Here is a 25599-nt window from a genome sequence, read left to right as displayed (position 1 = left end):
CAATGTCAGAGCTGACCCTCACGGTCATGCGGCTGGGTTTCCTGGCCGTACTGTGGCTGTTCGTGATCGTGGCCGTGCAGGTCATCCGCAGCGACCTGTTCGGGACGCGTGTCACGCAGCGCGGATCGCGCCGCGAGGCCGGCCGGCAGCAGCAGGCCGCCCGCCAGGCGCCACCGCAGCAGCGCCAGCAGTCCGCCGGCGGCCGACGCGGCCGTAACGCCCCCACCAAGCTGGTCGTGACCGAGGGCACCCTCACCGGCACGACGGTCGCGCTCCAGGGCCAGACCATCTCCCTGGGCCGGGCGCACGACTCGACGATCGTGCTGGACGACGACTACGCGTCCAGCCGTCATGCCAGGATCTACCCGGACCGCGACGGCCAGTGGATCGTCGAGGACCTCGGCTCCACCAACGGCACGTACCTGGACCGGAACCGGCTGACGACTCCCACACCGATTGCGCTGGGCGCGCCGATCCGCATCGGCAAGACCGTCATCGAGCTGCGGAAGTAGTGCTACACCAATGAATGAGCGCGAGCGGAGCGAGCACGCGGTGGCGGGCCTCCCGGGCCCCCGCGCGCTCCCGACCGGAGGGTGGGCAGTGTGGCTCGACACGACCGGCTGTACCCGGAGCCGACAGGCGAGGTGCGCATGAGTCTGTCACTGCGCTTCGCCGCCGGATCGCACAAGGGGATGATCCGGGAGGGCAACGAGGACTCCGGTTACGCCGGCCCGCGCCTGCTCGCCATCGCCGACGGCATGGGCGGCGCCGCGGCCGGTGAGGTCGCCTCCTCCGAGGCGATCTCCACCATCGTCGCGCTCGACGACGACGTCCCCGGCTCCGACGTCCTCACCTCGCTCGGCACGGCCGTACAGCGCGCCAACGACCAGCTGCGCTCCATGGTCGAGGAGGACCCCCAGCTGGAGGGCATGGGGACCACCCTGACCGCCCTGCTCTGGACGGGCCAGCGCCTCGGCCTCGTACACGTCGGCGACTCCCGCGCCTACCTCCTCCGCGACGGCGTCCTCACGCAGATCACGCAGGACCACACCTGGGTGCAGCGCCTGGTCGACGAGGGCCGCATCACCGAGGAAGAGGCGACGACCCACCCGCAGCGGTCGCTGCTGATGCGGGCGCTCGGCTCCGGCGACCACGTCGAGCCGGACCTGTCCATCCGCGAGGTCCGCGCCGGCGACCGCTACCTGATCTGCTCCGACGGCCTGTCCGGCGTGGTGTCCCACCAGACCCTGGAAGACACCCTCGCCAGCTACCAGGGCCCGCAGGAGACCGTCCAGAACCTGATCGAGCTGGCGCTGCGCGGCGGCGGCCCGGACAACATCACCGTGATCGTCGCCGACGTCCTCGACCTGGACACCGGCGACACCCTCGCGGGCCAGCTCTCCGACACCCCGGTCGTGGTCGGCGCCGTCGCCGAGAACCAGCACCAGCTGCACGACAACGGCATCATGCAGACCCCCGCCGGCCGCGCCTCCGGCCTCGGCCGCCACGGGCACGGGCACGGCGGCGGAGGCGAGTTCGGCCCGCCCGGCTCCGGCGACACCACCGGCTACATCCCGGCGACCGGCCTGGACTACGGCGACGACGACTTCGTCAAGCCGCGGCGCAAGGGCCGCTGGCTGAAGAGATCCTTCTACGGCGCCCTCGCGCTGGCCGTCATCGGCGGCGGTCTGTACGGCGGCTGGCGCTGGACGCAGACGCAGTACTACGTCGGCACCGAGGACGAGCACGTCGCCCTGTACCGGGGCATCAGCCAGGATCTGGCCTGGGTGTCGCTGTCGGAGGTCGAGAAGGACCACCCCGAGATCGAACTCAAGTACCTGCCGCCCTATCAGCAGAAGCTGGTCGAGGCGACCATCGCCGAGGGCGGCCTGAAGAACGCCCAGGCGAAGATCCAGGAACTGTCCGTGCAGGCCTCCGCGTGCAAGAAGGAAGCGCAGCGGCGCGACGCCGAGAGCCGGAACAACTCCAAGACCGGCGAAGGCGAGGCCGGGGGCACCACGGGAACCACTCCCGCCTCCTTCACGTCCAAGGCCACACCGACGCCGAACCCGTCGAACCCGTCGGGCTCTCCGTCGGCGCCTGACAAGTCCCCGAACCCGTCCACGACCGCACCTACTCCCAGCCCCGGCCCCAGCCTCTCGGAGGAAGAGCAGAAGGTCGTCTCGCTGTGCGGTAAGCAGTAGGCAAGCCGTGAGAGGCCCTGTCACACGATGAGCAGTACGAATACGTCGAACTCGCCGACGCACCACACGTCCACGATCGGCGCGATCGGTGCGCCGAGCCGGCGCAACACCGAACTGGCGCTGCTGGTGTTCGCCGTGGTCATCCCGGTCTTCGCCTACCTCAACGTCGGGCTGGCCATCAACGACGAGGTGCCCGCCGGCCTGCTGAGCTACGGCCTGGGTCTCGGCCTGCTGGCAGGCGTGGGCCATCTCGTCGTACGGAAGTTCGCGCCGTACGCGGACCCGCTGATGCTGCCGCTGGCCACGCTGCTGAACGGCATCGGCCTGGTCGTCATCTGGCGGCTGGACCAGTCGAAGAAGCTGCAGGCGTCCAGCTCGTTCGTCGAGGCGGCTCCCCGCCAGCTGCTGTACTCCGCGATGGGCGTCGCCCTGCTGGTGGCCGTGCTGATCTTCCTCAAGGACCACCGCGTCCTGCAGCGCTACACCTACATCTCCATGGCCGGAGCGCTGTTCCTGCTGGTCCTGCCGCTCGTGCCCGGCCTCGGCGCGGACGTCTACGGCGCCAAGATCTGGATCAAGATTCCCGGCCTCGGCACGCTCCAGCCCGGTGAGTTCGCGAAGATCGCCCTCGCGGTCTTCTTCGCCGGCTACCTCATGGTCAAGCGGGACGCCCTGGCCCTGGCCAGCCGCCGCTTCATGGGCCTGTACCTGCCGCGCGGCCGCGACCTGGGTCCGATCCTGGTCGTCTGGGTGATGTCGATCCTCATCCTGGTCTTCGAGACCGACCTCGGCACATCCCTGCTGTTCTTCGGGATGTTCGTCATCATGCTGTACGTCGCCACCGAGCGGACCAGCTGGATCGTCTTCGGTCTGCTGATGTCCGCGGTCGGCGCCGTCGGTGTGGCGAGCTTCGAACCGCACATCCAGACCCGTGTGCAGGCCTGGCTCGACCCGCTGCACGAGTTCGAGCTCAGCCGGGCCGGCGTCCAGGACGGAATCGTCCACTCCGAGCAGGCCATGCAGGCCCTGTGGGCCTTCGGCTCGGGCGGCACCCTCGGCACCGGACTCGGGCAGGGCAACTCCGACCTCATCGGCTTCGCCGCCAACTCCGACTTCATCCTCGCGACCTTCGGCGAGGAGCTGGGTCTTGCGGGCGTCATGGCGATCCTGCTGATCTACGGCCTGATCATCGAGCGGGGCGTGCGCACCTCGCTCGCGGCCCGCGACCCGTTCGGCAAGCTGCTGGCCATCGGCCTGTCCGGTGCCTTCGGCCTCCAGGTCTTCGTCGTGGCCGGCGGTGTGATGGGCCTCATCCCGCTGACCGGTATGACGCTGCCGTTCGTCGCCTACGGCGGATCCTCCGTGATCGCCAACTGGGCCCTGATCGGCATCCTGCTGCGCATCAGCGACACCGCACGCCGCCCGGCCCCCGCCCCGGCAAGCAACCCCGACGCCGAGATGACCCAGGTGGTCCGCCCGTCATGAACAAGCCCCTGCGCCGGATCGCGATCTTCTGCGGTCTCCTCGTCCTGGCCCTGCTGATCCGCGACAACTGGATCCAGTACGTCCAGGCCGACGAACTCCGCACCAACAAGAACAACCGCCGGGTCACCATCGAGCGCTACGCCTCCCCGCGCGGCGACATCATCGTCGACGGCAAACCGATCACCGGTTCCACGGAGACGTCCGGCAGCGACTTCAAGTGGAAGCGCACCTACAAGGACGGCGCGATGTGGGCGCCGGTCACCGGCTACGCCTCGCAGGCCTTCGGTGCCACGCAGCTGGAGAACCTCGAGGACGGCATCCTCACCGGCAACGACGACCGGCTGTTCTTCCGCAACACCCTCGACATGCTCACGGGCAAGAAGCAAGAGGGCGGCAACGTCGTCACGACGCTGAACGGCGCCGCGCAGAAGGCCGCGTACAACGGTCTGAAGAAGCAGGGCGGCAAGGGAGCGGTGGTGGCTCTGGAGCCGTCCACCGGCAAGATCCTGGCGCTGTCCTCCTACCCGTCGTACGACCCGTCGTCGTTCGCCGGCAACTCCACGACCACGGACACCAAGGCCTGGCAGAAGCTGGAGAAGAAGAACAACCCCGACGACCCGACGCTCAACCGGGCGCTGCGCGAGACCTACCCGCCGGGATCCACCTTCAAGGTGCTCACCGCGGCCGCCGCGCTGGAGGACGGGCTGTACACGGAGGCGGACCAGAAGACCACGACGCCGCTGCCGTGGACCATGCCGGGGACCACGACCCCGCTGAAGAACGAGGGGAACATCCCCTGCAAGAACGCGACCCTGCGGGTGGCGCTCCAGTACTCCTGCAACACCGTCTTCGGCAAGATCGGCTCCGACCTCGGCAACGAGAAGATGCTCGCGATGGCCAAGAAGTTCGGCTTCACCGAGGAGCAGTTCACCCCGGTCCGCGCCAACGCCTCGGTCTTCTCCGACGGCATGAACCCGTCGGAGACCGCGCTGTCGTCGATCGGCCAGTTCAACACCGCCTCGACCCCGCTGCAGATGGCCATGGTCGCCTCGGCCGTCGCCAACGACGGCAAGCTGATGAAGCCGTACATGGTCGACGAGCTCCAGGCCCGCAGCGTCGACACCATCGAGAAGACCGAGCCGGAAGAGCTCAGCCAGCCGATGTCCTCGGAGAACGCCCAGATCCTCCAGTCGATGATGGAGACGGTCGTCGACAAGGGCACGGGCGCGAACGCCAAGATCCCGGGCGTCAAGGTGGGCGGCAAGACCGGTACCGCCCAGCACGGTGTCGACAACAGTGAGAACCCCTACGCGTGGTTCATCTCCTACGCCAAGGACAGCGACGGCGGCGCACCGGTGGCCGTGGCGGTCGTGATCGAGGACGACAACGCCGTCCGTGACGACATCTCCGGCGGCGGCCTCGCGGCGCCGATCGCGAGGAACGTGATGGAGGCGGTCATCAACAGCAAGAAGTGACCCCGCTCACGTCTGTTTCACATCGGTGCACGTTGCGATACCGGTCCTGTATCGGCTGACGGGCTTGGCCAGGTCACACAAAGCGAGCCGGGTACGGTAGGCCCGGACGGCAGCCTCCGACCGTACAAGCGTGCCGGTCGGGACCGACGGAGAGGGCTGGTAGGTAGCTATGGAAGAGCCGCGTCGCCTCGGCGGCCGGTACGAACTGGGCCAGGTGCTCGGGCGTGGTGGCATGGCGGAGGTCTACCTCGCGCATGACACCCGCCTCGGCCGCACCGTGGCGGTGAAGACGCTGCGCGCGGATCTCGCGCGTGACCCTTCCTTCCAGGCCCGGTTCCGCCGGGAGGCCCAGTCGGCCGCCTCGCTCAACCATCCCGCGATCGTCGCGGTCTACGACACGGGCGAGGACTACATCGACAACGTGTCGATCCCGTACATCGTCATGGAGTACGTGGACGGCTCGACGCTCCGTGAGCTTCTGCACTCCGGCCGCAAGCTGCTGCCGGAGCGGACGCTGGAGATGACCATCGGCATCCTCCAGGCCCTGGAGTACTCGCACAGAGCCGGCATCGTCCACCGCGACATCAAGCCGGCCAACGTCATGCTGACACGCAACGGCCAGGTCAAGGTCATGGACTTCGGCATCGCCCGCGCCATGGGCGACTCCGGCATGACGATGACCCAGACCTCGGCCGTCATCGGCACCGCCCAGTACCTCTCTCCGGAGCAGGCGAAGGGCGAGCAGGTCGACGCGAGGTCGGACCTCTACTCGACCGGCTGTCTGCTCTACGAGCTCCTGACGGTCCGTCCGCCGTTCGTCGGCGACTCCCCGGTCGCCGTCGCGTACCAGCACGTACGGGAAGAGCCCCAGTCCCCGTCGGTCTTCGACCCCGAGATCACGCCCGAGATGGACGCGATCGTGCTGAAGGCCCTCGTCAAGGACCCCGACTACCGTTACCAGTCGGCCGACGAGATGCGCGCCGACATCGAGGCCTGCCTCGACGGCCAGCCGGTCGCGGCCACGGCCGCGATGGGCTCGGTGGGCTACGGCGGCTACCCCGACGACCAGCCGACGACGGCCCTGCGCGCGGACTCCGGCGCGGGCGCCACGTCCATGCTGCCCCCCATGAACCCGGACGACGGCGGCTACGGCTACGACGACCGCCCCGACCGGCGCCGCGGGCAGCAGCGCAAGTCCAGCACCTCCACGATCCTGCTGGTGGCGGCGGGCATCCTGGTGCTGGTGGGCGCGATCCTGATCGGGCGGTGGGCGTTCAGTGGCAACGGGGTCGGCAACGACGCGGTTCCCACTCCGAACTTCGTCGGCGAAACGGTGAACGACGCCAAGAGACTGGCGAAGAACAGCGATCTCAAGGTGGCCACCACCAACAAGCCCTGCGAGGACCAGAGCAAGGGCAAGGTCTGCGACCAGGACCCGAATGCCGGGGCGGACGTCAAGAAGGGCGACACCATCAACCTCGTGGTGTCGACCGGGGCGCCGAAGGTTGCCGTGCCGAGTGTCGTCGGCGACATCATCGACGACGCCAGGGCAACGCTGGAGGGCGACAAGTACCAGTTCAAGGTCGAGACGAAGCAGAAGGAGAACTCCGAGGACCCCGGCACCGTCCTCGAGCAGGACCCGGCCCTGGGCGAGGAGGTGGAGAAGGGTTCCACCATCACCCTCACCATCGCCAAGGCGGAGGAGAAGTCCACCGTCCCTGACGTGCTCGGCCAGAGCTGTGACCAGGCAAGGGCACAGATGACGGCCAACAACCTGGTCGGCAACTGCACCGAGGTCGACACCCAGGACGACAACCAGGTCGGCAAGGTCATCCAGACCACACCGCAGGCCGGCTCCTCGGTCGACAAGAACTCGTCGGTCAACATCCAGATCGGCAAGAAGGAGAAGCAGAAGGCGCGCGTGCCTCAGGTCGTCGGCCAGACGGTCGGCCAGGCCAAGCAGGCCCTGGCGGCGGCCGGCTTCACGAACATCCAGTTCGCGGGCGGCAGCGACCAGAGTGACACCGCCCTGGTCACCGGCCAGGACCCACAGGGCAACCAGGAGGTCGACGACCCGGCAGCCACGACGGTCACCCTCCAGACCGTCGGCGTCGGAGGCGGCAACAACAACGGCGGCAACGGCAACGGCGGCATCTTCGGCGGCCTCAACGGCCGCAGCGAAGACGACTGACCGCGCCCCGTACGGAAGGCGCCCCAGCACCCTCGGTGCTGGGGCGCCTTCCTGTCTGCCGGGTTATGATCACGCCATGATCGCGTCTTGAACGCGACATGACCACATGGGGGTAATCATCAAGAAGCGAATCGTGGCGGCCCTGGGGGCTGCCTGCGCCCTGACCTTCCTCGCCTCGGGGACGGCGAACGCCGGGACCAACAGCGGCTTCGTCGAGACGACGGACTGGGACCCGGGCGGCAGGGGCGCTTTCGGTCATGACGGGGACTGCCTGACCGTCTACGACGACCAGAGCGATGGCTACGCCGTCGAGATCCACCTCTTCAGGATGAGCGACTACAAGACGATCGCCCAGCTGAAGACGAAGCAGCCCGCCCTGACGCACGAGTACCAGTGCTTCGGGAGCCAGGTGCCCGAGAACATCAAGGTCGGCGTGCGCGTCTCGCTCATCAAGAGCGGCGACAAGTTCAGCGGCTTCAAGTACAACCTCACCACCTGAGCCACGGTGGAATGACGAGTAGCCGAAGGGGGCTTGCCCGCAGGTCGTGCGGGCAGGCCCCTTCGGCTTTGTCCTGAGAAGAACCCGAGGCCTTCGTCGAAGCCCTGACCCACATGACCCGCCGCGTCCTGTTCGACTGCCTCGACGGCATGATGTTCCGTCAGGTAGTCCTGCCTCAGCAGCACTTCGACCCGGAGCCCGGGATCCGCCTGGTGCTGGGCGCGCCGCTTCAGCGTTAGGGCGTTTTAGGTCTGCCTCGCAGACTCGTACGCCCATCGATCGTGTCTTCACATTTCATGACTCGTTCACCGGGTGGGGTGAGGCATCGGAACTCCATCCCGGCCGTACGAGCCGAAGGGCAAGACGTGATCAACGAAACCGCACTGCTGGAATCGCCGACTCTGCGCTGCAGCGTGCTAGACCGCACGGACGTACTCGACAGAGTCAAAACACTGACGCTGCTGCCGGACGGGATGCATGTGACGACGGCGATGGTGGCGACGTACTTCGAGGTCGGTCTCGAAGCCATCAAGTCACTTGTCAAGGACAACCGAACCGAGCTGGAGGCCAACGGCTACGGCCTGCTGACCGGCGAAGAACTGAGGTCCTTCAAGAACCTCAGTGGAATCCAGTCCCGCACCCGGTCCCTCGCCCTCTTCTCCAGACGCGCCGTCCTCAACGTCGCCATGCTGCTCCGTGACAGCGAAGTCGCACGTCACGTGCGTGTCTATCTCCTCGACATGGAGTACCAGGCCCGCACACAGCCTGTGGAAAACCCTGTCACGGCCGACGTCGTATCCCTCGACGACCGGATCGACCAGCGCATCACCCACATCCTGGGCAAGACCGTCGTCCCCATGTTCAACGCCCTGATCGAAACGTCGGGCGAGCACCAGCGAGAGCTCATCGCCCTACGGGCAGGCGTCCAGCGCATCGAAAAGCGGCTCCGACAGCACAACGCCCGGCTGCAGCGGCTGGAAGGCCCCCGCGAAGACCGTCCCCTCGCCGGAGTCATGGCCTCCATGGACGCCATGAACGGCCGCGAGTTCGAAGAACGCGTCGCCGAGTTGCTGCGCCGCGACGGCTGCACCAACGTCGTCGTTCAAGGCGGCGGAAGGGACCGTGGCATCGACATCACCGCACTCACGGCCGACGGGCGGCGCATCGTCGTCCAGTGCAAGAGATTCGCGCCGCACCTCTCCATCACCAGCCCCGACGTCCAGAAGTTCGTCGGGGCCGCCAAGGTCCTGCACCAATCCGAGGTGGCCCTGTTCGTGGCGACCTGCCCCTTCACCCGCGACGCCCTGAACATCGCAGCCGAGAGCGGCATCACCGCCGTACACCGCGGGCTGCTGGAGGAGTGGAGCGCCGGGGCGCCACTGACCGTCCTGGAGTGAAACCGGACCACGACAAAAGGCCCGAAGCCGCAAAAGATGGTTGCGGCTTCGGGCCTCCGTCATGCTAGCGGCCGGCCTCCCCCAAGGAGGACGATCAGCCCAGTTCCTCCGGCGGAGTCCGCTCGCTGTCCACCTTCTCCACCCGCTCCAGCTCACCCCACACGATGTAGCGGTACGTGCTCGTGTACACCGGCGTGCACGTCGTCAGGGTGATGTAGTGGCCCGGCTTCTTCTTCCCCGATTCCTTCGGGACCTTGGACAGGACCTTGACGTTGTACTTCGAGGTCTCGGGAAGGATGTCGTAGACCTTGTAGACGTACCACTTGTCCTTCGTCTCGAAGACGATCGGGTCGCCCTTCTTGATCTTGTCGATGTTGTGGAACCGGGCGCCGTGGCCGTCGCGATGGGCCGCGAGGGAGAAGTTGCCGTTCTTGCCCGACATCGGCAGGGCCGACTTGACGGGGTCGGTGTAGTAGCCGGCGACACCGTCGTTGAGGATCTTGTTCGACGTGCCCTTCTCGACCAGGACCTCGCCGTTCTTCATCGCGGGCACGTGCAGGAAGCCGATGCCGTTCTTGGTGTCCAGCACACCGGGCCCGCCCCGCCCGTGGGCCCAGTCGTCACGGACCTTGTCCGCCTGCTTGCCGGCCGCGCGGTCGGCGACGACGTTCGTCCACCACAGCGAGTAGACGACGAACAGACCGAGAACCAGGCCCGCGGTGATCAGGAGTTCCCCGAAGACACTGACCGCTATGGCGATCGGGCCGGGCCGGCGGCGTGCCGCGGCCGGCCGTGACGCGGGCGCGCCGATGTGCTCTTCGTGATCCGTGTCGGTGGTCGCTGCCACTGGTCATCTGCCCTTAACTGACGAGCGCATCCGGCTTGCCCTTGCTGCGCGGCCGTTCCTCGACCATCTTGCCCCAGACGATCATCCGGTACTTGCTGGTGAACTCCGGCGTGCACGTGGTCAGCGTGATGTAACGGCCGGGCTCGGTGAAGCCCGACCCGGTGGGGACGGGCTTCAGGACGCTCGTGTTGCTCGGCGGGGTCACCGGCAGGATCGACGCCATCTTGTAGACGAAGTACTCGTCCTGCGTCTCCACGACGATCGGATCACCCGGCGTGAGCCTGTTGATGTACCGGAACGGTTCTCCATGGGTGTTGCGGTGCCCCGCGAGCCCGAAGTTGCCGCTCTTGTCGCCCGGCATCGCGGTCTTCAGCGCGCCGTCCGCGTAGTGCCCGACCATGCCCCGGTCCAGGACGCCCTTGTTGCTGGTGCCCTCGGCGATCGGCACGACCACGTCCAGCTTCGGGATGTGCAGGATGGCGAAGCCCTGCCCCGGCTCGAAGGCCCCCGGCTTGCGCTTGCCGCTCGCCCAGTCGTCCTGGAGGCTGCTGGCCTCGCTGCCCGCCTGCGCGTGCGCCCGGACGTTCGTCCACCACAGCTGGTAGGTGACGAACAGCAGCATCAGCACGCCGGTCGTGATGAACACCTCACCGATCGCCCGGCTGGCGACGACCGCCGCGCCCGGCTTGCGCGCCTTCGCCTGCCGCCGCGCCTCGACCCGTGAAAGCGGCGCCCGCCGCCCCTCCCGCGCCGGGCCATCCTGAGCCGAGCGGGTGTCCGGAGCGCCGCCATGGCGCCCGTGACGGCCTTTGGCGGCCTTTCTGCGGGCCGCCCGGCCACCGTGGGCGGGTCCGGCCTGCCGCGGGGCGGAAGAGCCCGGAGAACCCGCCATGGAGTCACCGGCCGCCGGCGGCGGATCCGGTATCCGCAGCGCCACCGTCTCCTCGTCGACGGGAGGCAGGTACGGCTCCTCAGGAAGAGGCTCGTACGACGCCGCGTACGGATCCGGCTCCGGCCCTGACATGTACGGCTGTGGCTGCGGGTTCGGCTGCGGGTTCGGCTGCGGTTCCGGCTGCGGGGAAGCGCCGTACGCCCCCGAGCCCGACCAGTCCTCGAACGCACCCCGCGCCCCGTACGACTGCTGCCCGTACGAGGTGTCGGACTCGCGCTCGGGGCGCAGCGCCGTCACGCCGAGGCCCTGCCCACCACCGGGGCGAGCCCCGCCGACCTCGCCACCGCGCCCTGGTCGCCGCACTCCACCAGCCAGTTGGCCAGCATCCGGTGCCCGTGCTCGGTCAGCACCGACTCGGGGTGGAACTGCACACCCTCGACCGGCAGTTCCCGGTGCCTCAGGCCCATCACTATGCCGTCGTGCGTCCGGGCCGTGACCTCCAGCTCGGCCGGGACCGTGGCCGGCTCGGCGGCCAGCGAGTGGTAGCGCGTCGCCGTGAAGGGCGAGGGCAGACCCGCGAAGACGCCCTTGCCCGCGTGCTCCACCGGCGACGTCTTGCCGTGCAGAAGCTCGGGCGCGCGGTCCACGACCCCGCCGTACGCCACCTGCATCGACTGCATGCCGAGGCAGACGCCGAAGACCGGGACACCCGTGGCGGCGCAGTGCCGGACCATGTCCACACAGACGCCCGCCTGCTCCGGAGTACCGGGACCCGGGGAGAGCAGAACACCGTCGAAGCCGTCCTGGGCGTGCGCCGTCGACACCTCGTCGTTGCGCAGGACCTCGCACTCGGCGCCCAGCTGGTACAGGTACTGGACCAGGTTGAAGACGAAGCTGTCGTAGTTGTCGACCACGAGAATCCGCGCGCTCACTGGTTGTCCACCGTCACATCGTTGAAGGGCAGAAGCGGTTCCGCCCACGGGAAGACGAACTGGAAGAGGACATAGACCACGGCCACGACCAGGGCGAGTGAGATCAGCGCCTTCACCCACGTGTTCCCCGGCAGATGCCGCCAGACCCAGCCGTACATGCCGTCCCTTCCGTCGTACCACGGCACCAGACCCACGCCGTACAGCCACCAGACTAACGGCGCAACGCCTCAGGTTTCCCGGCCTCCACAGGCTGGGTGGAGTCCAGGTGCGCCCAGACGATCAGACGATGACTGTGACCCCATTCCGGTTCGCACGTGGTCAGCGTCAGATACCGGCCCGGACGCGTGTACCCGGAAGTACGTGGAACAGGGTCGATCACCTCGATGTCCGAGGGCACTGTTTTGTACGGGCCTTTGTCGATCCGATACGTGAACCATGTCGTGCCGTCGGTCAGCACCACCGCATCGCCGCGCCGCAGCCTGGGAAAGTCCTTGAAGGGGTCGCCATAGGTGCGGCGATGGCCGGCGACCGCGAAGTTCCCCTTCTGCCCCAGCTGGGCGGTGTCCGCGTAGTGCCCGAGGCCCTTCTTCAGGGTGCCGGTCGCGGTGCCCTCGAGCACCGGCTTGTTCCACGTGAAACCAAGACGCGGGATGTACATGATCGCGAAAGGCCTGCCCTTGGCGTAGGGCGCCGGCCTCAGCGGACTCGCAGGGGATCCCTCGGCCGACGGACGGGGCCTCGACCACTCCTTCTGGAGCAGGTCGATCTGGTCGTCCATGACATGGTCGGCCTTCACACCGGTCCAGAACAGCACATAGACGACGAACAGCACGATCACGCTGCCGACGGTGATGCACAGTTCGCTGACGGTCCTGACGATCACGCGCACCGGCAGCTCCCCCGGCCTGGCTCCTATTCCACGGGCTTCGCGTGGTGCAGATCCACTGTGCCCGAGTAGCCGGGAAGAGTCACCGGCCCGTTCTCCTCGACTTTCCAGCCGAGCCCGTAGACGTTGACGTAGACCATGTAGTTCTGGATCGCCGGGGACGCCGCGAGCGTCCTCTGCAGCTTGCCCGGGTCACCGACCGCCGTGATCTTGTACGGCGGCGAGTAGACGCGGCCCTGGAGGATCAGGGTGTTGCCCACGCAGCGCACCGCGCTGGTGGAGATCAGCCGCTGGTCCATGACCTTGATGCCCTTGGCCCCGCCCTGCCACAGCGCGTTCACCACGGCCTGGAGGTCCTGCTGGTGGATCACCAGGAAGTCGGGCTGCGGCTCGGGATAGCCGGGCAGCTTGGCGGTGGCGTCCGGCGGGGCGTCATTGAGGGTGACCGTCAGCGAATCGCCCTTGAGCTTCTGGGTGCCCGCGCGCTCCTCCAGGGCGGCGAGCTTGTCGTCCTCCGCCTTGGTGCTGCCGTCGTCGCGCTCGGCGAGCGCCTCTATGTCCTGGCGCAGGGTTCCGTTGGTCTCGTCCAGTTCGCCGTTCTCACGGCTGCGCTCATGGATGAGGTCGGACAGCTTCAGCAGGGAACTGTCCGTGCGGATGTTGGTGCCCTTGGCGGTGTTGAAGCTGGTGAAGAAGATGAGACCCGCGAGAGCGAAGACGGCCGCCGTGAGGATTCGCACGGGCCGGAAGCGGCGCGCGCGCTCAGGGGTGGATCCCGTCCCGGGGGAGTCGGCAGAATTGCTCAACGTACCCTTATCTCCTTCGGCGCCACGGAAGCACTACGCTAACGGACGACCGGGGGAGCACTCAGAGTCCCCTCACGCTGCCCCGAGCCAGACCCAGTTCCCTGCGCGGCCACGCAGCGCATCGACAGGAGAGACCCTCGTGCCGAAGTCACGTATCCGCAAGAAGGCCGACTACACGCCGCCGCCGGCGAAGCAGGCGACCGCCATCAAGCTGACCAACCGGTCCTGGGTCGCGCCCGTCATGCTGGCCATGTTCCTCATCGGTCTGGCCTGGATCGTCGTCTTCTACGTCACCGACGGCTCGCTGCCCATCGACACGCTGGGCAACTGGAACATCGTGGTGGGCTTCGGCTTCATCGCCGCCGGATTCGGTGTCTCCACACAGTGGAAGTAGCGGTCACCGGACGCTGACCGCAGCTCTGCCCAGGGCTGTTCGCTGAGTTATCCACAGCGGTTATCCACAGGTGGAAAAGAAAGACGATCTGTGGATAACTCGTTGAGTGTTGACGCCGGTACGACGGAAGTACCGGAGGTCGAAAACCTGTTCGCCACCTGCCTGACCTGCGGAAACGCAGGTCGGTGACAGGGGGCACATGTGTTCCCGCACCGTATGCACAAGATTCGCCACCCGCTGTGGACAACATCACGCTCAGCTGAGCTGGGCCGTCCTCAGGAGGGTCACCAGGACGACCACGCCGAGGACCAGTGCGCAGGTGCCGTACTGGACCAGTGCGCGGCGCGCGCGGGGGGCGTGAACCATGGCGTATCCGAGGACGACACCGGCGACGAGGCCGCCGATGTGGGCCTGCCAGGAGATGTTGAAGCCCGGGCTGAAGGTGAAGATCAGGTTGATCACCAGGAGCGCGATGATCGGCCGCATGTCGTAGTTGAGCCGGCGCATCAGCACGGCCGTGGCGCCGAAGAGGCCGAAGATCGCGCCGGAGGCGCCGAGCGTGGCCGTGTTCGGAGAGGCCAGCAGATAGGCCAGGGCACTGCCCGCGAGACCCGAGACGAGGTAGAGCGCGAGGTAGCGGACACGGCCGAGGGCCGCTTCGAGCGGGCCGCCCAGCCACCACAGGCTGAGCATGTTGAACGCGATGTGCCAGATCTCCTGGTGCGTGAACATCGACGTCACCATGCGGTACCACTCGCCTCCCGCCACGCCCTGGGTGGGCGTGAAGGGCGCCGGCGGCCACGCGCCGAGCAGGACGATGTCGGTGAGGATCGACTCGCGGACCTGGACGGCGATGAACACCGCCAGGTTGATTCCGATGAGGATCTTGGTCAGCAGACGGGGGTCGGAGGCGATCGCGCCGCCCGCGATCGTCCGGGGCATGGCGGCGGTGGGCGCGTGACCTGTGCCGGAGCCGGTGCGGACGCACTCGGGGCAGTGGAATCCGACGGAGGCGTTGACCATGCACTCGGGGCAGATCGGGCGCTCGCAGCGGGTGCAGCGGATGCCGGTCTCGCGGTCCGGGTGGCGATAGCACATGGGGACGCTGTGGGCGTCCTGCGGGCTGCCCGCAGCCTGGTCGTCCATGAGATCCCCTATGTCGTGGAAGCCGAGGGTCTGTGGTGGAACCCGTGGGTCGTGAAAGCCGTGGTGGGAAAAGCCCCGCCCCGCCCATCCTTACGGACGAGCGGGGCGATTGGTTCCCCTGTGGGGGCCTTCGTGCTCAGCGCGTCTCGATGACGACCGACTCGATGATCACGTCGTTGACCGGGCGGTCGGTGCGCGGGTTCGTCTGGATCGTGGCGATGGTGTCCACGACCTTCTGGCTCGCCGCGTCGGTGACCTCGCCGAAGATGGTGTGCTTGCGGTTCAGCCACGCCGTCGGGGAGACGGTGACGAAGAACTGCGAGCCGTTGGTGCCCGGGCCTGCGTTGGCCATCGCCAGCAGGTAGGGCTTGTCGAAGCGCAGGTCCGGGTGGAACTCGTCCTCGAACTGGTAGCCGGGACCGCCGGTGCCGTTGCCCAGCGGGTCACCGCCCTGGATCATGAAGCCACTGATCACCCGGTGGAAGACCGTACCGTCGTAGAGCTTGTCCGTGGACTTCTTCCCGGTCTCGGGGTGAGTCCACTCCCGCTCGCCCTGGGCGAGCTCGACGAAGTTCTTGACCGTCTTGGGGGCGTGGTTCGGCAGAAGCCGGACTTCGATGTCGCCGTGGTTGGTCTTCAGGGTGGCGTAGAGCTGCTCGGCCACGATCCTGCCTTCCGTTGTCTTTCCGTGACTCCCTGATCCTCGCATGGCCGGCGCCCCGCGTCGCCTGACCTCCGTTCGCCAGGGGGAAACAGGGCCGATCGGTTGCGGAAAACCAGTCGAGTAGTCCCGGGGCGGGGGCGCGCGGCGACGATCCGTGGCATTGTCGACGACAAGCTCCTGTTGCCCCCGATTCATCCGCTATTGCACGTGATCGGCGTTCGACCCGAGACGGCCCGGGGCCGTTTCCCGTGACCCGGATGCCCGTCCGCGCATGCCTGGCGGCGCACCCGGAGGCATGATCCGTAAAAGGGTGGAAAGTCGAAATACCGTACGCCACCGAGGAGGAGGAACCCGTGACCCGCATCGACAGCGTGCGCGCCGCGACCGGTTCGGCGAAGGACAGCGTGCTGCACGCCGCGGAAGTGGTGGCGCCCTACGCCGACACGGCCAAGGACAGGGCAACGCACTACGCACACGAGGCACGCGTACGGCTGGCGCCCAAGGTGACCCAGGCCGCCGGACAGGCACGCGTTCAGTACGGCGCCCATGTGCAGCCGTATCTGGAGCAGGCCCGTACGCATGTGCCGCCGAAGGTCGACCAGGCCGCCCAGGAAGCCGCCGTCCGCACACGCAAGGCCGCAAGGCAGGCGGCGGACTACTCACGGCCGAGGCTTGAGCAGGCGATGGCCGCGGCCGGGCCCGTCACGACCGAGGCCGCCGCCCGGAGTGTGGCCGCGATGGCCGCGCTGCGCGGTCAGGTCTCGTCGAAGGAGATCCAGAAGCTGGTCCGCAAGCAGGAGCGGCGGGCGAGGGCCGGCCGTGCCGTGAAGACGCTGGCGATTCTGGGCGCCCTCGCCGGTGGTGCCTTCGCCGCCTGGAAGTGGTGGGACAAGCAGGCGAACCCGGACTGGCTGGTGGAGCCGCCCGCCGCGACGGAGGTTCCCGAGTCGGGCCGGCTGTCCTCCGTGGACGGCAGCGGCCAGTCGGTTCTGGACCCGGAGGTCCAGGCGAAGCAGGCAGAGGAAGAGACCGCTCAGCGCGACGACCGTTCCTGACGGCCGCCCGGGCAACAGCACGGCGGGGCGGGAGACTCGAGGTCCGACTTTGCGAGTCTCCCGCCCTGCCGTGCTGTTTCACGTGAAACAAGCTCGGGCTCAGGTCTTGCGTACCTTCCACACCACTTCCGCCGGCCACTTCTCGGCCCAGTTCCGGTCGAGGGCCTCCTTGAAGTAGGTGGCGCCGCCGGCCGGGGCGATGGGTTCCACCAGTCGTTCGATGGAGAATCCGCAGTCCCGGAACATGTCGATCCACTGGGCGTAGGTGGAGTGGAAGACGACCACATCGCCGCCGTACTGCATCCGGGTGTCGCCGTAGGGGTTCGCGAGGCGCTCGCCGACGGTGCCGCTCTGGTTGTCGAAGCACATCTGCAGGAGCGGGGAGTAGGTGCACAGGCCGAGGATGCCGCCGGGGCGGAGCACGCGGTGGGCTTCCTGGAGCAGGCGCCGGGGTGGGGAGAAGTCGAACGCGCCGTGGTCGCAGAAGGCCGCGTCGAAGACTCCTGAACGGAACGGCAGGCGCTCCGCGGCGGCTTGGACGAAGCCCGCGGCTCCTTCGCCGAGGGCGCGCGAGAGCTGGCCGGAGGAGAGTTCGACTCCGTAGGCCTCGTATCCGGCGCGGGCGAACCCGGTGGTGTCGTGTCCGATGCCGCAGCCGAGGTCGATGATCCGGGAGCCGGCCGGGAGGTCGTCGGTGAAGATCTTGAGGTCGCTCTCGGGAAGGTGCCAGATGCCCCAGGAGGGGTGCCGGTCGGGGTCGAAGTGCTCGGGGTGGGCATCGTGGTAGAGCTCGCTGTTGGAGTCCCAGTACTGCTCGTTGACCTTGAGGTAATTGATCTTTGCCATCGCCTGTCCTCAGTCTTGCGGGGGTTCGCACACCGACAGGTCGGCCCAGCCGGACGGCGGGCTGACGTAGTTCTTCACGCGCAGCCGGGCGGCCGACCTGAGCCGTCCGAACAGGCAGACTTCGCCGGTCGCGCTCAGCAGCTGTTCGGCCTGGGCGCAGTGGCCGAGCCGGTCCTGGAGGTCGTCCGCGGCGAGGGCCCGGTGCACGATGTCCTTGAACGCGGACGCGGGTCCGCCGGGGAGCCGGTCCGCTGGGCGGCGGGTGAAGGGGAGAAGGAGGGCAACCGGGTCGGGCCAGGGCGAGGCCATCAGCACGAGGCGGAAGTCTTCGCGGTGCGTGGTGTGGAGCTCGGTGAGATAGGCCCGGTATTCGATGGCCTCGGGCCGGAGGGTGAGTCCGGTGTTCTCGCCGATCTGGTCGGCGAGGACGCGGGCCGTCTCCTGGTTCGGTGAGAAGTCCGGGAAGACCAGGCGGATGGGGGTGCGCCCGGCCGCGGGGAACAGTTCGTGTGCCGAGCGGGCCGGTGCGGTGGGTCGGTGGGGGTCCCACAGGCCGGTGAAGGAGTCGAGTGGGCTGAGGGCGCCGTGCAGCCTGCGGGACAGGTCCTGCCGGTCGAGGGCGGCTGCGATGGCCTGCTTGTGTGCCGCGGCCATGCTGCTCGGCGGCAGGAGGGCGACGGCGATGTCGAGGTCGTCGACCTGCAGGTCCGGGTAGTCGGCGCGATGCGCCCACCGGGGCACGGGGAACGTCGTCGGGCAGGTGATGTCGACGGCTCTTCGGTCGTAGAGGCGCTGCCCGTGCTCGGCGCCGGAGGACAGGACGTAGGTGACATCGGGCCAGGGGCCGGTTGCCCGCAGGCGGATTTCACCGGGTGGGCCGGCGGCCGGGGTGTAGGCGCCGCTGGTGACGGCCGGGTCGCTGTGCCGGGGGCCGAAGACGGGGTTGGCCAGGAGTGCGGGCAGATCGCCGACGGGGTGGCGGGTGGTCAGCAGCAGCCGGTCGGGGTCGAGGGGCTGGATCTGCTCGATGAGCGACACGAGCCAGGCGAAGGGGCCTGCCTGCTTGGCGACTGCGGCGATGTGGCGGGCGATGTCGCGAGCGTGGATCGGCCGGCCGTCGGACCACCGCGCACCGGGCCGCAGGGCGAAGTCCCAGCGTTTCTCGTCCAGGCGGAGCGCGTGGTGCAGCAGGCCTGGCCTCAGGGTGCGGCCGGGGCCTTCCACGAAGAGCGGGCGGGCGAGTTGGCGCGTGATGGTCAGGCCGGTCCAGTCGTCGGCCGCGCCGTAGAGACCCGACGGAATCAGGTCCGTTTCCACTCGGATCGGCTTGGACATGCCGCTTCCCCTTTGGCGCGATACTGCTGCGTTTTTGGCGCGAACCGTGCCGCTGGGGCGAGGTACAGCCGCTCAATCCTTCACCACAGCATGCCGAGCGCCCGCTTATTGGGCCTGGGCGATGATATGACCGGTTTCGAAGTCAATGATTTTCCGCACGTCGTATTCGACGAGCTCGGTGATTCCCGCAAGGTGATGAATGATGGCAGCGGCCATCCAGGCACCGATGATGGTGTTGTTGGGGCCGAAGGAATAGCGCGTGCTCCGAAGATTCCCGGCATCATTCTCCGGCGCGGCGTCGGTGCGCACCGGAAAGGAGAGCTGCTCGGGAGTGACGGTTGATCTCCCCGGTGCGAAGAGCGGCCCGTAGAAGCCCCGCTGCATGCCCACACCGCCGAATATGGACGGTATATTCCGGCCCCAGGCAGATTCGGCCACGGCATCGGAGATGCTGCCGATCGGCTGGTCGATGCACACGGCGATGACATCGACGTCCGCATGCGCTTCCAGGACTTCGCCGATTTCTGCGGACGAGCGGACGAACCGGTCGACGAGCGAGATGTCGGCGTCCGGTACACGGTCTCTGACATAGGTGCGGGCCGCGTCCAGTTTGGGTTCGCCCACGGCTGCCCTGGGGAAGGTGAACTGGCGGTTCAGATTGTTCAGCTGCACCTTGTCGGCATCGACGAGGACGAAGCGCCTGACGCCGGCTCCGATGAGGTGCTGGAGGATCACACTGCCGGTGCCACCGACGCCCATGACCATGACCTTGGCGCCGCAGATGCGGCGTTGTGCCTCGTCAGGGCGTTGTGTGTGCAGGGCCAGATGCCCCCACTGCCGGGCATGGAGGCTGTCGTCGCCCGCGGGTCCCGAGGGCGACTCGATGAGAAGGCCGCGTTTCCGTAAGGCTCCGACGAGGCCCTCGCATGCGGAGTCACGGCGCGTCAGCGCTTCGAGGGCTTCGTTGTCGCAGCCGCCTTCGAGGGCTTCCAGCAGCCGGCTGACGGTGCCCTTGCTGTCATCGAGGACGTATTTCTTCTTCTCGCCCTGGAACGTCACCGTGCCGTCGGCCGATTCCAGTTGCCAGGCCGGGTTCAGCCATACACGCATAGCGCGCGAACACATCCTCGAGGCAGGAAGCGGATACCACTCAGGGATGCACGGAGCGGGAGTGCGGCCCCGTTTCACCGGGGCCGCACTCCCGCTCACACTGTCAACAGCGGTGGACCATCACCTGAGCGGCGTCGGCCACGTCCATCTCCTCGATAAAGAAGATGTCATCCTGCTCCTGCGAGGCAACCTGAATTGCGGACTCAGCAACGTTCTCGTTCACTGTCGCTCCTCATGTGCAGCGGAACTGAATTGCTCTGACGTCAGGAAGCTTCACCATTCGGACAGGCGCTTGTCAAGCATCTCTCATCCAGATTTATTTTTCACCGCAAAGCATGCTCAATGCCTTCAACACGGACATTTCTTCCTCTTGTGTTCAGGGATCTGGCCAGGCAGGATCCGTGAAACGCGTGAACGCCTTTGACGCCGCGCTACGGGGGGATTGATGCGGGGGGATTGAAGTGCCACCGGGGAGGGGTAGTGGACCCTTTGGGCGGACCACCTAAAACCGGAGCGTTAAATTCCGCGCCGCACGCAGCGCATCTTCCAAAGCGAGAGAACGAAGCTCAGAATCATGGGATTCCTTGAATTCAACAGTGTCCGGTGCAATCTCGCCGACGGGCGAACACTGTTCGAAGACGTCAGCTTCTCCGTGGGGGCAGGGGAGGTCGCGGCCCTGATCGGCCACAACGGCGCGGGGAAGAGCACCCTGGTCAACGTCGCGGGGAAGCGGCTCAAGCCGCGTGCCGGCACCGTCCACGTGCAGGGCGGCCTGGCGATGATGCCGCAGTTCATCGGTTCGGTGCGTGATGAGTCCACCGTGCGCGATCTGCTGCTGGCCGCAGCCCCCGAGCGGATCGCCGCGGCCGCGGCGGACATCGACGCCCTCGAACTCGAGCTGATGGAGCGCGACGACGAGGCCACGCAGATGCGGTACGCCGAGGCGCTGAGCACCTGGGGCGAGGCCGGCGGCTACGAGATCGAAGTGCTGTGGGACGTGGTGACCACCGCGGCACTCGGCATGCCCTTCGACCGCGCCCGCTTCCGCGACGTCAACACCCTCTCCGGTGGCGAGCAGAAGCGCCTCGTCCTGGAGGCGCTGCTGCGCGGGCGCGAGCAGGTGCTCATCCTCGACGAGCCGGACAACTACCTGGACGTCCCGGGCAAGCGGTGGCTGGAAGAGCAGCTGCGTACCACCGACAAGGCCGTACTGCTGGTCAGCCACGACCGGGCCCTGCTGGGCAACGTCGCCACGAAGGTCGTCGCTCTCGAAGGCCGCGGCACCTGGGTGCACGGCGGCTCCTTCACCGGATGGAAGGAAGCCCGCCAGGCGCGGCGCGAACGGCTGGTCGAGCTGCACCGCCGGTGGGACGAGGAGCACGTACGACTCAAGGACCTGGTGCACACCCTCGGCGAACAGGCGAAGATCAGCGCCGCCATGGCGCCCCGCTACCGCGCCGCCCAGACCCGGCTGCGCAAGTACGAGGAAGCCGGCCGGCCGCCCGAGCTGCCCCGGGAGCAGCGTGTGGTCCCGCGTCTGACGGGAGGCCGTACCGGAACCCGCGTCATCACCTGTGAGCGACTGGAACTGACCGGGCTCATGAAGCCGTTCGACCTGGAGATCTACCTGGGAGACCGGGTCGCGGTGCTGGGGTCGAACGGCTCCGGCAAGAGCCACCTGCTGAAGCTGCTGGCCGGCCTCGACGTCGACCACGCGGGCTCCTGGCGGCTGGGCGCACGGGTCGTACCCGGCTTCTTCACCCAGACCCACCAGCACCCGGAGTGGGTGGGCAAGACGCTCGTGGAGATCATGGGCCGCGGTGAAGGCATCCGCGAGGGCCTGGACCGCGGGGCCGCCGCGGGCATGCTCTCGCGGTACGAACTGGCGGCCGCGGCGGACCAGCGCTTCGAAACGCTCTCCGGAGGACAGCAGGCCCGGTTCCAGATCCTGCTCCTGGAACTCGGCGGCGCGACGCTGCTCCTGCTCGACGAACCGACGGACAACCTCGACCTGGTCTCGGCCGAGGCCCTGCAGCAGGCCATCGAGGAGTTCAACGGCACGGTCGTCGTGGTCACCCACGACCGCTGGCTCGCGAGCTCCTTCAACCGCTACCTCCTCTTCCGCTCCGACGGCGAGGTGGTGCAGACGCAGGAACCGGTGTGGGACGAGAACCGGGTGACCAGGGCCCGCTGATCCCTTGGCGTGGCCCCCTACCGACCGAAGGAGAGGCAAGATGCAGGACTCGGCGCAGACCGCTTCCGTCATGGACCACATGAGCAGGGACGCCGCGATCGCCTTCCACGGCAAGACGATCGACATGCTGACCGCGGCCCCCGTGGCGGAAGCACTCGGCCGGCTGCGGCCAGGAAGCGACGCTCCGGCCACCAGCCTGCCCCTGATGCCTGCGGACATGACACACCCCCTCGTCTCCGAGCTGGCCGCCTTGCCGACCTGGGCCACGGAGCACTGGCTGCTCACTCCCGATGACAACGTGAAGCCGTGCGACGCCGAGGAGTTCGCCGAGGCCGCCCCCGAACGGCGCTTCTCGCGCAGCGGCTGTCTGCGTGACATCCCCCGGTCCGCCCTGGGCATCCGCGCCTTCATCTCCGCGCTCAAGAGCACCGACGTGGCCGACGCGTTCTCGGAGGCCTTCGGCGAGCGGGTGTCCTTCCGCTCGGCCGACATCGCCAAGTACGAGGCCGGCCACTATCTGCGCCGCCACTCCGACACCTTCGACGACCGGCGCTTCGGCCTCGTCTTCTTCCTCTCCCCCGGGTGGGCCGCGGGCGACGGCGGTGAACTCGTGGTGGAGGCGCCCAGCGGCGCCGCCCTGGCCACGCAGCCCGAGCAGGGACGCGTGGCGCTCCTGCGGATCAACCCCGGATACCACCACAGCGTGTGCGGGATCCGCTCGCAGTCCTGGGTGCGCTACTCCATCGCCGTACACTTCGGCACGGCCAAGTAGCGGCCGCTCACAGACGACGGCCCCAACGAGCCTCCGGCGGCCGGTTGTTGATCCCCGCACGGCTCTGGCCGCCACAGGCAGGGCCGTGCGGTGACGTCCGCACCGCTCTCATCAGATCTACCGGCGTGCCGCCAGGAGTCCAGACGTGCTCAAAGACAGCAGTTTCAGAAACCTGTGGACTGCCCAGACCGTGTCCCTGTTCGGTACCCAGGCCAGCGTGGTCATCATCCCGCTGCTCGCCCTGGGAACCCTCGACGCCTCCGCGTTCGAGATGGGCCTGCTCGGCAGTGCCGAGTCGCTGGCCGTGCTGCTCCTGGGGCTGTGGGTGGGCATGACCGCCGACCGCTACCCGCGCAGGTCGGTCATGGTGACGGCGAACATCCTGCGTCTGCTGCTGATCGGGATGATCCCGGTGGCCTACGCGCTGGACATGCTGAGCATCCCCCTGCTCTTCACGACCGTCTTCCTGGTCGGCGCCCTCACCCTCCTGTACGACTCCGCGCTGTCCTCGCACATGGTGCTGACGTTCGACCGCCGCCAACTCCCCAAGATCAACTCGTATATGGAGGGCAGCACCGCGGTCAGCGAGGTCGCGGGACCGGGCCTGGGAGGGCTCCTGGTCCAGGCACTGGGCGCGCCCATGGCCCTGGTCGCCGATGTCTGCAGCTACGTCGCGAGCACGGTGCTGCTGCTCGGGTCCGGAGGCAGCACGAAGAAGGGCGAGGAGACCACCGCGCAAGAGGCCGGGCAGGACGCCGCCGACGAGGATGCCGAGCAGGAGGACACGGAGCAGGAGTCGGTCAAGGGCGCGCTGACCGGCTTCACCTGGGCCTTCTCCCACCCCGTGCTGCGACCGGTGATCGTCTCCGCGGCCCACTTCAACTTCTTCACCGCGATGTTCTTCGCCGTCTACACCTTCTATGTGGTCAAGGAGTTGGGCTTCAGCCCCCTCCTCGTCGGCCTCGCGAGCGCGGCCGGCGGCCTCGGCGGTGTGCTGTCCGCGACAGCCGCTTCCTCGTTCATGAGCAGGGTGCGGACCCGGCTGCTCTACGTCCTGTCCCTGGTCGTGCCCACCGTGGGCGCCTTCCTCGTCCCCGGCTCCGAACTGCTGGACTCCTCCCTCCTGAGGTTCCTGGCCGTGGCCGCCGGGATGTTCCTGTGGAGCTTCGCCATCGTCGTGAACCTGGTCATGAGCGAGACGATCAAGCAGATGGTGACGCCGACGCACATGATCGGTCAGGTCACCTCCGCGATGCGCTTCACGACACTGGGCTTCGAACCCGTCGGCGCGATCGTGGGCGGCACCGTCTCCCAGTTCCTCAGTCCCACCACGGCCCTGGTCATCGCGTCCTGCGGTCTCGCGACCTCCATCGCCTGGGTCGTCTTCAACCGTCACCTCGGCACGTACGACGTGAACGAGGCCGAACCCGTGAGCACCGCCTGACCCGATGCGCCGACCGGCACGAGAAAGACCCCCCTGCCTGCGTTTTCGCAGGTCAGAGGGGTCTGATCAAGTGGAGCCTAGGGGAGTCGAACCCCTGACATCTGCCATGCAAAGACAGCGCTCTACCAACTGAGCTAAGGCCCCGGAAGGGGACATCCGCCCGGACGAAGCATGTCCCGGCGGGCGTCGGAGACCAGAGTACCGGGTCACCCCCGTGATTCCGCAAAAGGATTGGGGGTCCCCGTCGCCGACCACTCTCCGTAAGATGCTCGGCGTGGTTCGCTACCGCGAACCGCCGTACATGGGGAAGCGATGGGGAGACGCAATGGACGCCGCACAGCAGGAAGCCACCGCAAGAGCGCGGGAACTGCAGCGGAACTGGTACGGGGAGCCGTTGGGGGCGCTCTTCCGTAGGCTCATCGACGATCTTGGTCTCAACCAGGCTCGTCTCGCGGGGGTTCTGGGACTGTCCGCACCGATGCTGTCGCAGCTGATGAGCGGGCAGCGGGCGAAGATCGGCAACCCGGCCGTCGTGCAGCGCGTGCAGTTGCTGCAGGACCTGGCGGGGCAGGTCGCGGACGGCAGCGTGAGCGCGGCCGAGGCCACTGAGCGCATGGAGGAGATCAAGAAGTCACAGGGGGGTTCGGTGCTGAGCAACACCACGCAGACGACGACCAGTTCGGGAGCGCCCACGGTCAAGCGCGTGGTCCGGGAGATCCAGTCGCTGCTGCGCTCGGTCGCGGCGGCGGGCGACATCATCGAGGCCGCGGAGACCCTCGCCCCGACCCACCCGGAACTGGCAGAGTTCCTCCGGGTGTACGGCGCCGGCCGCACCTCGGACGCGGTCGCGCACTACCAGTCCCACCAGAGCTGATCACACCGCCCGGCCGCCGAAGGGGGTTCGGCAGCCGACGCGGGTGATCTGACGGGGGACGCTGATCGGCGTGACGGGGGACAACGCACGGTACGGGCGGGCACGAGGGGGCGTGTCACGCACGGGGGACCGATCGGCGCGAGCGGGTTCT

Annotated in this window: 25 protein-coding genes and 1 tRNA gene; 14 read left to right on the top strand and 12 right to left on the bottom strand. The window is 67.8% G+C overall.

The genetic code is table 11. From position 1 onward, the window contains the following. The first annotated feature begins 2 nt into the window (after positions 1-2). The 8 genes from OHU35_RS21395 to OHU35_RS21360 all read left to right on the top strand — a co-directional run bounded on the left by OHU35_RS21395 (position 3) and on the right by OHU35_RS21360 (position 9251). Complete coding sequence (locus tag OHU35_RS21395; RefSeq protein WP_189727151.1) at positions 3-512, top strand: FHA domain-containing protein; 510 nt, start codon at positions 3-5, stop codon at positions 510-512. Between the two features lie 138 nt (positions 513-650). Further along, positions 651-2204 carry a Stp1/IreP family PP2C-type Ser/Thr phosphatase gene (locus tag OHU35_RS21390; protein WP_189727152.1) on the top strand — a complete coding sequence of 518 codons (1554 nt, stop codon included), beginning with the start codon at positions 651-653 and terminating at the stop codon, positions 2202-2204. Positions 2205-2231: 27 nt separating this feature from the next. After that, the gene (locus tag OHU35_RS21385) at positions 2232-3689 is read left to right on the top strand and encodes an FtsW/RodA/SpoVE family cell cycle protein (protein WP_189727153.1); all 1458 of its coding nucleotides are present in this window, start codon (positions 2232-2234) and stop codon (positions 3687-3689) included. Beyond that, entirely contained in the window at positions 3686-5164 is a 1479-nt protein-coding gene (locus OHU35_RS21380) for a penicillin-binding protein 2 (protein WP_189727154.1), read from the top strand. Before OHU35_RS21385 ends, OHU35_RS21380 begins: the two co-directional genes overlap by 4 nt. Positions 5165-5333: 169 nt before the next feature. After that, positions 5334-7355: a Stk1 family PASTA domain-containing Ser/Thr kinase gene (gene pknB, locus OHU35_RS21375; protein WP_405506394.1), complete on the top strand. Its 2022-nt coding sequence runs from the start codon at positions 5334-5336 to the stop codon at positions 7353-7355. A gap of 106 nt (positions 7356-7461) precedes the next feature. Next, entirely contained in the window at positions 7462-7854 is a 393-nt protein-coding gene (locus OHU35_RS21370) for a hypothetical protein (protein WP_189727156.1), read from the top strand. 113 nt (positions 7855-7967) lie between these two features. Continuing rightward, positions 7968-8093, top strand: a complete 126-nt coding sequence (locus OHU35_RS21365; protein WP_359891212.1) for a hypothetical protein — start codon at positions 7968-7970, stop codon at positions 8091-8093. 126 nt (positions 8094-8219) lie between these two features. Further along, positions 8220-9251, top strand: a complete 1032-nt coding sequence (locus tag OHU35_RS21360) for a restriction endonuclease (protein ID WP_229873170.1) — start codon at positions 8220-8222, stop codon at positions 9249-9251. Positions 9252-9345: 94 nt separating this feature from the next. On the opposite strand, the gene OHU35_RS21355 is transcribed toward OHU35_RS21360, so the two are convergent. From OHU35_RS21355 to OHU35_RS21330, 6 genes are read right to left on the bottom strand one after another with little or no spacing between them, the layout of a single operon-like run. Then, positions 9346-10098: a class E sortase gene (locus OHU35_RS21355; protein ID WP_189727158.1), complete on the bottom strand. Its 753-nt coding sequence runs from the start codon at positions 10096-10098 to the stop codon at positions 9346-9348. Between the two features lie 13 nt (positions 10099-10111). Beyond that, positions 10112-11287 (bottom strand): class E sortase, encoded by a 1176-nt coding sequence (locus OHU35_RS21350; protein ID WP_405506391.1) that lies wholly within the window; start codon positions 11285-11287, stop codon positions 10112-10114. Then, positions 11284-11922 (bottom strand): aminodeoxychorismate/anthranilate synthase component II, encoded by a 639-nt coding sequence (locus OHU35_RS21345; protein ID WP_189727159.1) that lies wholly within the window; start codon positions 11920-11922, stop codon positions 11284-11286. Before OHU35_RS21345 ends, OHU35_RS21350 begins: the two co-directional genes overlap by 4 nt. Beyond that, positions 11919-12116 (bottom strand): hypothetical protein, encoded by a 198-nt coding sequence (locus OHU35_RS21340; protein WP_189727378.1) that lies wholly within the window; start codon positions 12114-12116, stop codon positions 11919-11921. The genes OHU35_RS21345 and OHU35_RS21340 overlap by 4 nt, the downstream gene beginning before the upstream one ends. A gap of 17 nt (positions 12117-12133) precedes the next feature. Further along, complete coding sequence (locus tag OHU35_RS21335) at positions 12134-12811, bottom strand: class E sortase (protein WP_405506389.1); 678 nt, start codon at positions 12809-12811, stop codon at positions 12134-12136. A gap of 23 nt (positions 12812-12834) precedes the next feature. Then, complete coding sequence (locus OHU35_RS21330; RefSeq protein WP_189727161.1) at positions 12835-13614, bottom strand: DUF881 domain-containing protein; 780 nt, start codon at positions 13612-13614, stop codon at positions 12835-12837. 139 nt (positions 13615-13753) lie between these two features. On the opposite strand from OHU35_RS21330, the gene crgA reads away from it, so the two are divergent. Beyond that, positions 13754-14008, top strand: coding sequence for a cell division protein CrgA (crgA, locus tag OHU35_RS21325; protein ID WP_189727162.1), 255 nt, complete (start codon positions 13754-13756; stop codon positions 14006-14008). Positions 14009-14263: 255 nt separating this feature from the next. Here the strand turns inward: crgA and OHU35_RS21320 are convergent, their stop codons facing one another. After that, positions 14264-15154: a rhomboid family intramembrane serine protease gene (locus OHU35_RS21320; RefSeq protein ID WP_189727163.1), complete on the bottom strand. Its 891-nt coding sequence runs from the start codon at positions 15152-15154 to the stop codon at positions 14264-14266. A gap of 136 nt (positions 15155-15290) precedes the next feature. Then, entirely contained in the window at positions 15291-15818 is a 528-nt protein-coding gene (locus OHU35_RS21315; protein WP_189727164.1) for a peptidylprolyl isomerase, read from the bottom strand. Positions 15819-16171: 353 nt separating this feature from the next. Between OHU35_RS21315 and OHU35_RS21310 the strand changes: the two genes are divergently transcribed. Further along, entirely contained in the window at positions 16172-16873 is a 702-nt protein-coding gene (locus tag OHU35_RS21310; RefSeq protein WP_189727165.1) for a DUF5324 family protein, read from the top strand. Between the two features lie 99 nt (positions 16874-16972). On the opposite strand, the gene OHU35_RS21305 is transcribed toward OHU35_RS21310, so the two are convergent. The 3 genes from OHU35_RS21305 to OHU35_RS21295 all read right to left on the bottom strand — a co-directional run bounded on the left by OHU35_RS21305 (position 16973) and on the right by OHU35_RS21295 (position 20164). Then, positions 16973-17719: a class I SAM-dependent methyltransferase gene (locus OHU35_RS21305; protein WP_189727166.1), complete on the bottom strand. Its 747-nt coding sequence runs from the start codon at positions 17717-17719 to the stop codon at positions 16973-16975. 9 nt (positions 17720-17728) lie between these two features. Continuing rightward, complete coding sequence (locus tag OHU35_RS21300) at positions 17729-19054, bottom strand: ABC transporter substrate-binding protein (RefSeq protein ID WP_405506385.1); 1326 nt, start codon at positions 19052-19054, stop codon at positions 17729-17731. 105 nt (positions 19055-19159) lie between these two features. Continuing rightward, positions 19160-20164, bottom strand: a complete 1005-nt coding sequence (locus tag OHU35_RS21295) for a ThiF family adenylyltransferase (protein WP_405506383.1) — start codon at positions 20162-20164, stop codon at positions 19160-19162. Between the two features lie 574 nt (positions 20165-20738). On the opposite strand from OHU35_RS21295, the gene OHU35_RS21290 reads away from it, so the two are divergent. From OHU35_RS21290 to OHU35_RS21280, 3 genes are all read left to right on the top strand, one after another. Further along, positions 20739-22358 carry an ABC-F family ATP-binding cassette domain-containing protein gene (locus OHU35_RS21290; protein WP_405506381.1) on the top strand — a complete coding sequence of 540 codons (1620 nt, stop codon included), beginning with the start codon at positions 20739-20741 and terminating at the stop codon, positions 22356-22358. A 40-nt stretch (positions 22359-22398) separates the two neighbouring features. After that, positions 22399-23130, top strand: a complete 732-nt coding sequence (locus tag OHU35_RS21285; RefSeq protein WP_359891235.1) for a 2OG-Fe(II) oxygenase — start codon at positions 22399-22401, stop codon at positions 23128-23130. A 145-nt stretch (positions 23131-23275) separates the two neighbouring features. Further along, positions 23276-24574, top strand: coding sequence for an MFS transporter (locus OHU35_RS21280; RefSeq protein ID WP_359891238.1), 1299 nt, complete (start codon positions 23276-23278; stop codon positions 24572-24574). Between the two features lie 71 nt (positions 24575-24645). Here the strand turns inward: OHU35_RS21280 and OHU35_RS21275 are convergent. Further along, positions 24646-24718: transfer RNA gene (locus OHU35_RS21275), tRNA-Ala, on the bottom strand. 181 nt (positions 24719-24899) lie between these two features. Here OHU35_RS21275 and OHU35_RS21270 point away from each other — a divergent pair. Beyond that, the gene (locus OHU35_RS21270) at positions 24900-25448 is read left to right on the top strand and encodes a DNA-binding protein (RefSeq protein ID WP_189727172.1); all 549 of its coding nucleotides are present in this window, start codon (positions 24900-24902) and stop codon (positions 25446-25448) included. The last annotated feature ends 151 nt before the right edge of the window (positions 25449-25599 follow it).

Source organism: Streptomyces purpurascens, from assembly GCF_045040895.1.
GTDB classification, from domain to species: domain Bacteria; phylum Actinomycetota; class Actinomycetes; order Streptomycetales; family Streptomycetaceae; genus Streptomyces; species Streptomyces purpurascens.
The sequence above is the reverse complement of the archived record's forward strand: the minus strand, read 5'-3'. Positions and strand labels throughout refer to the sequence as shown.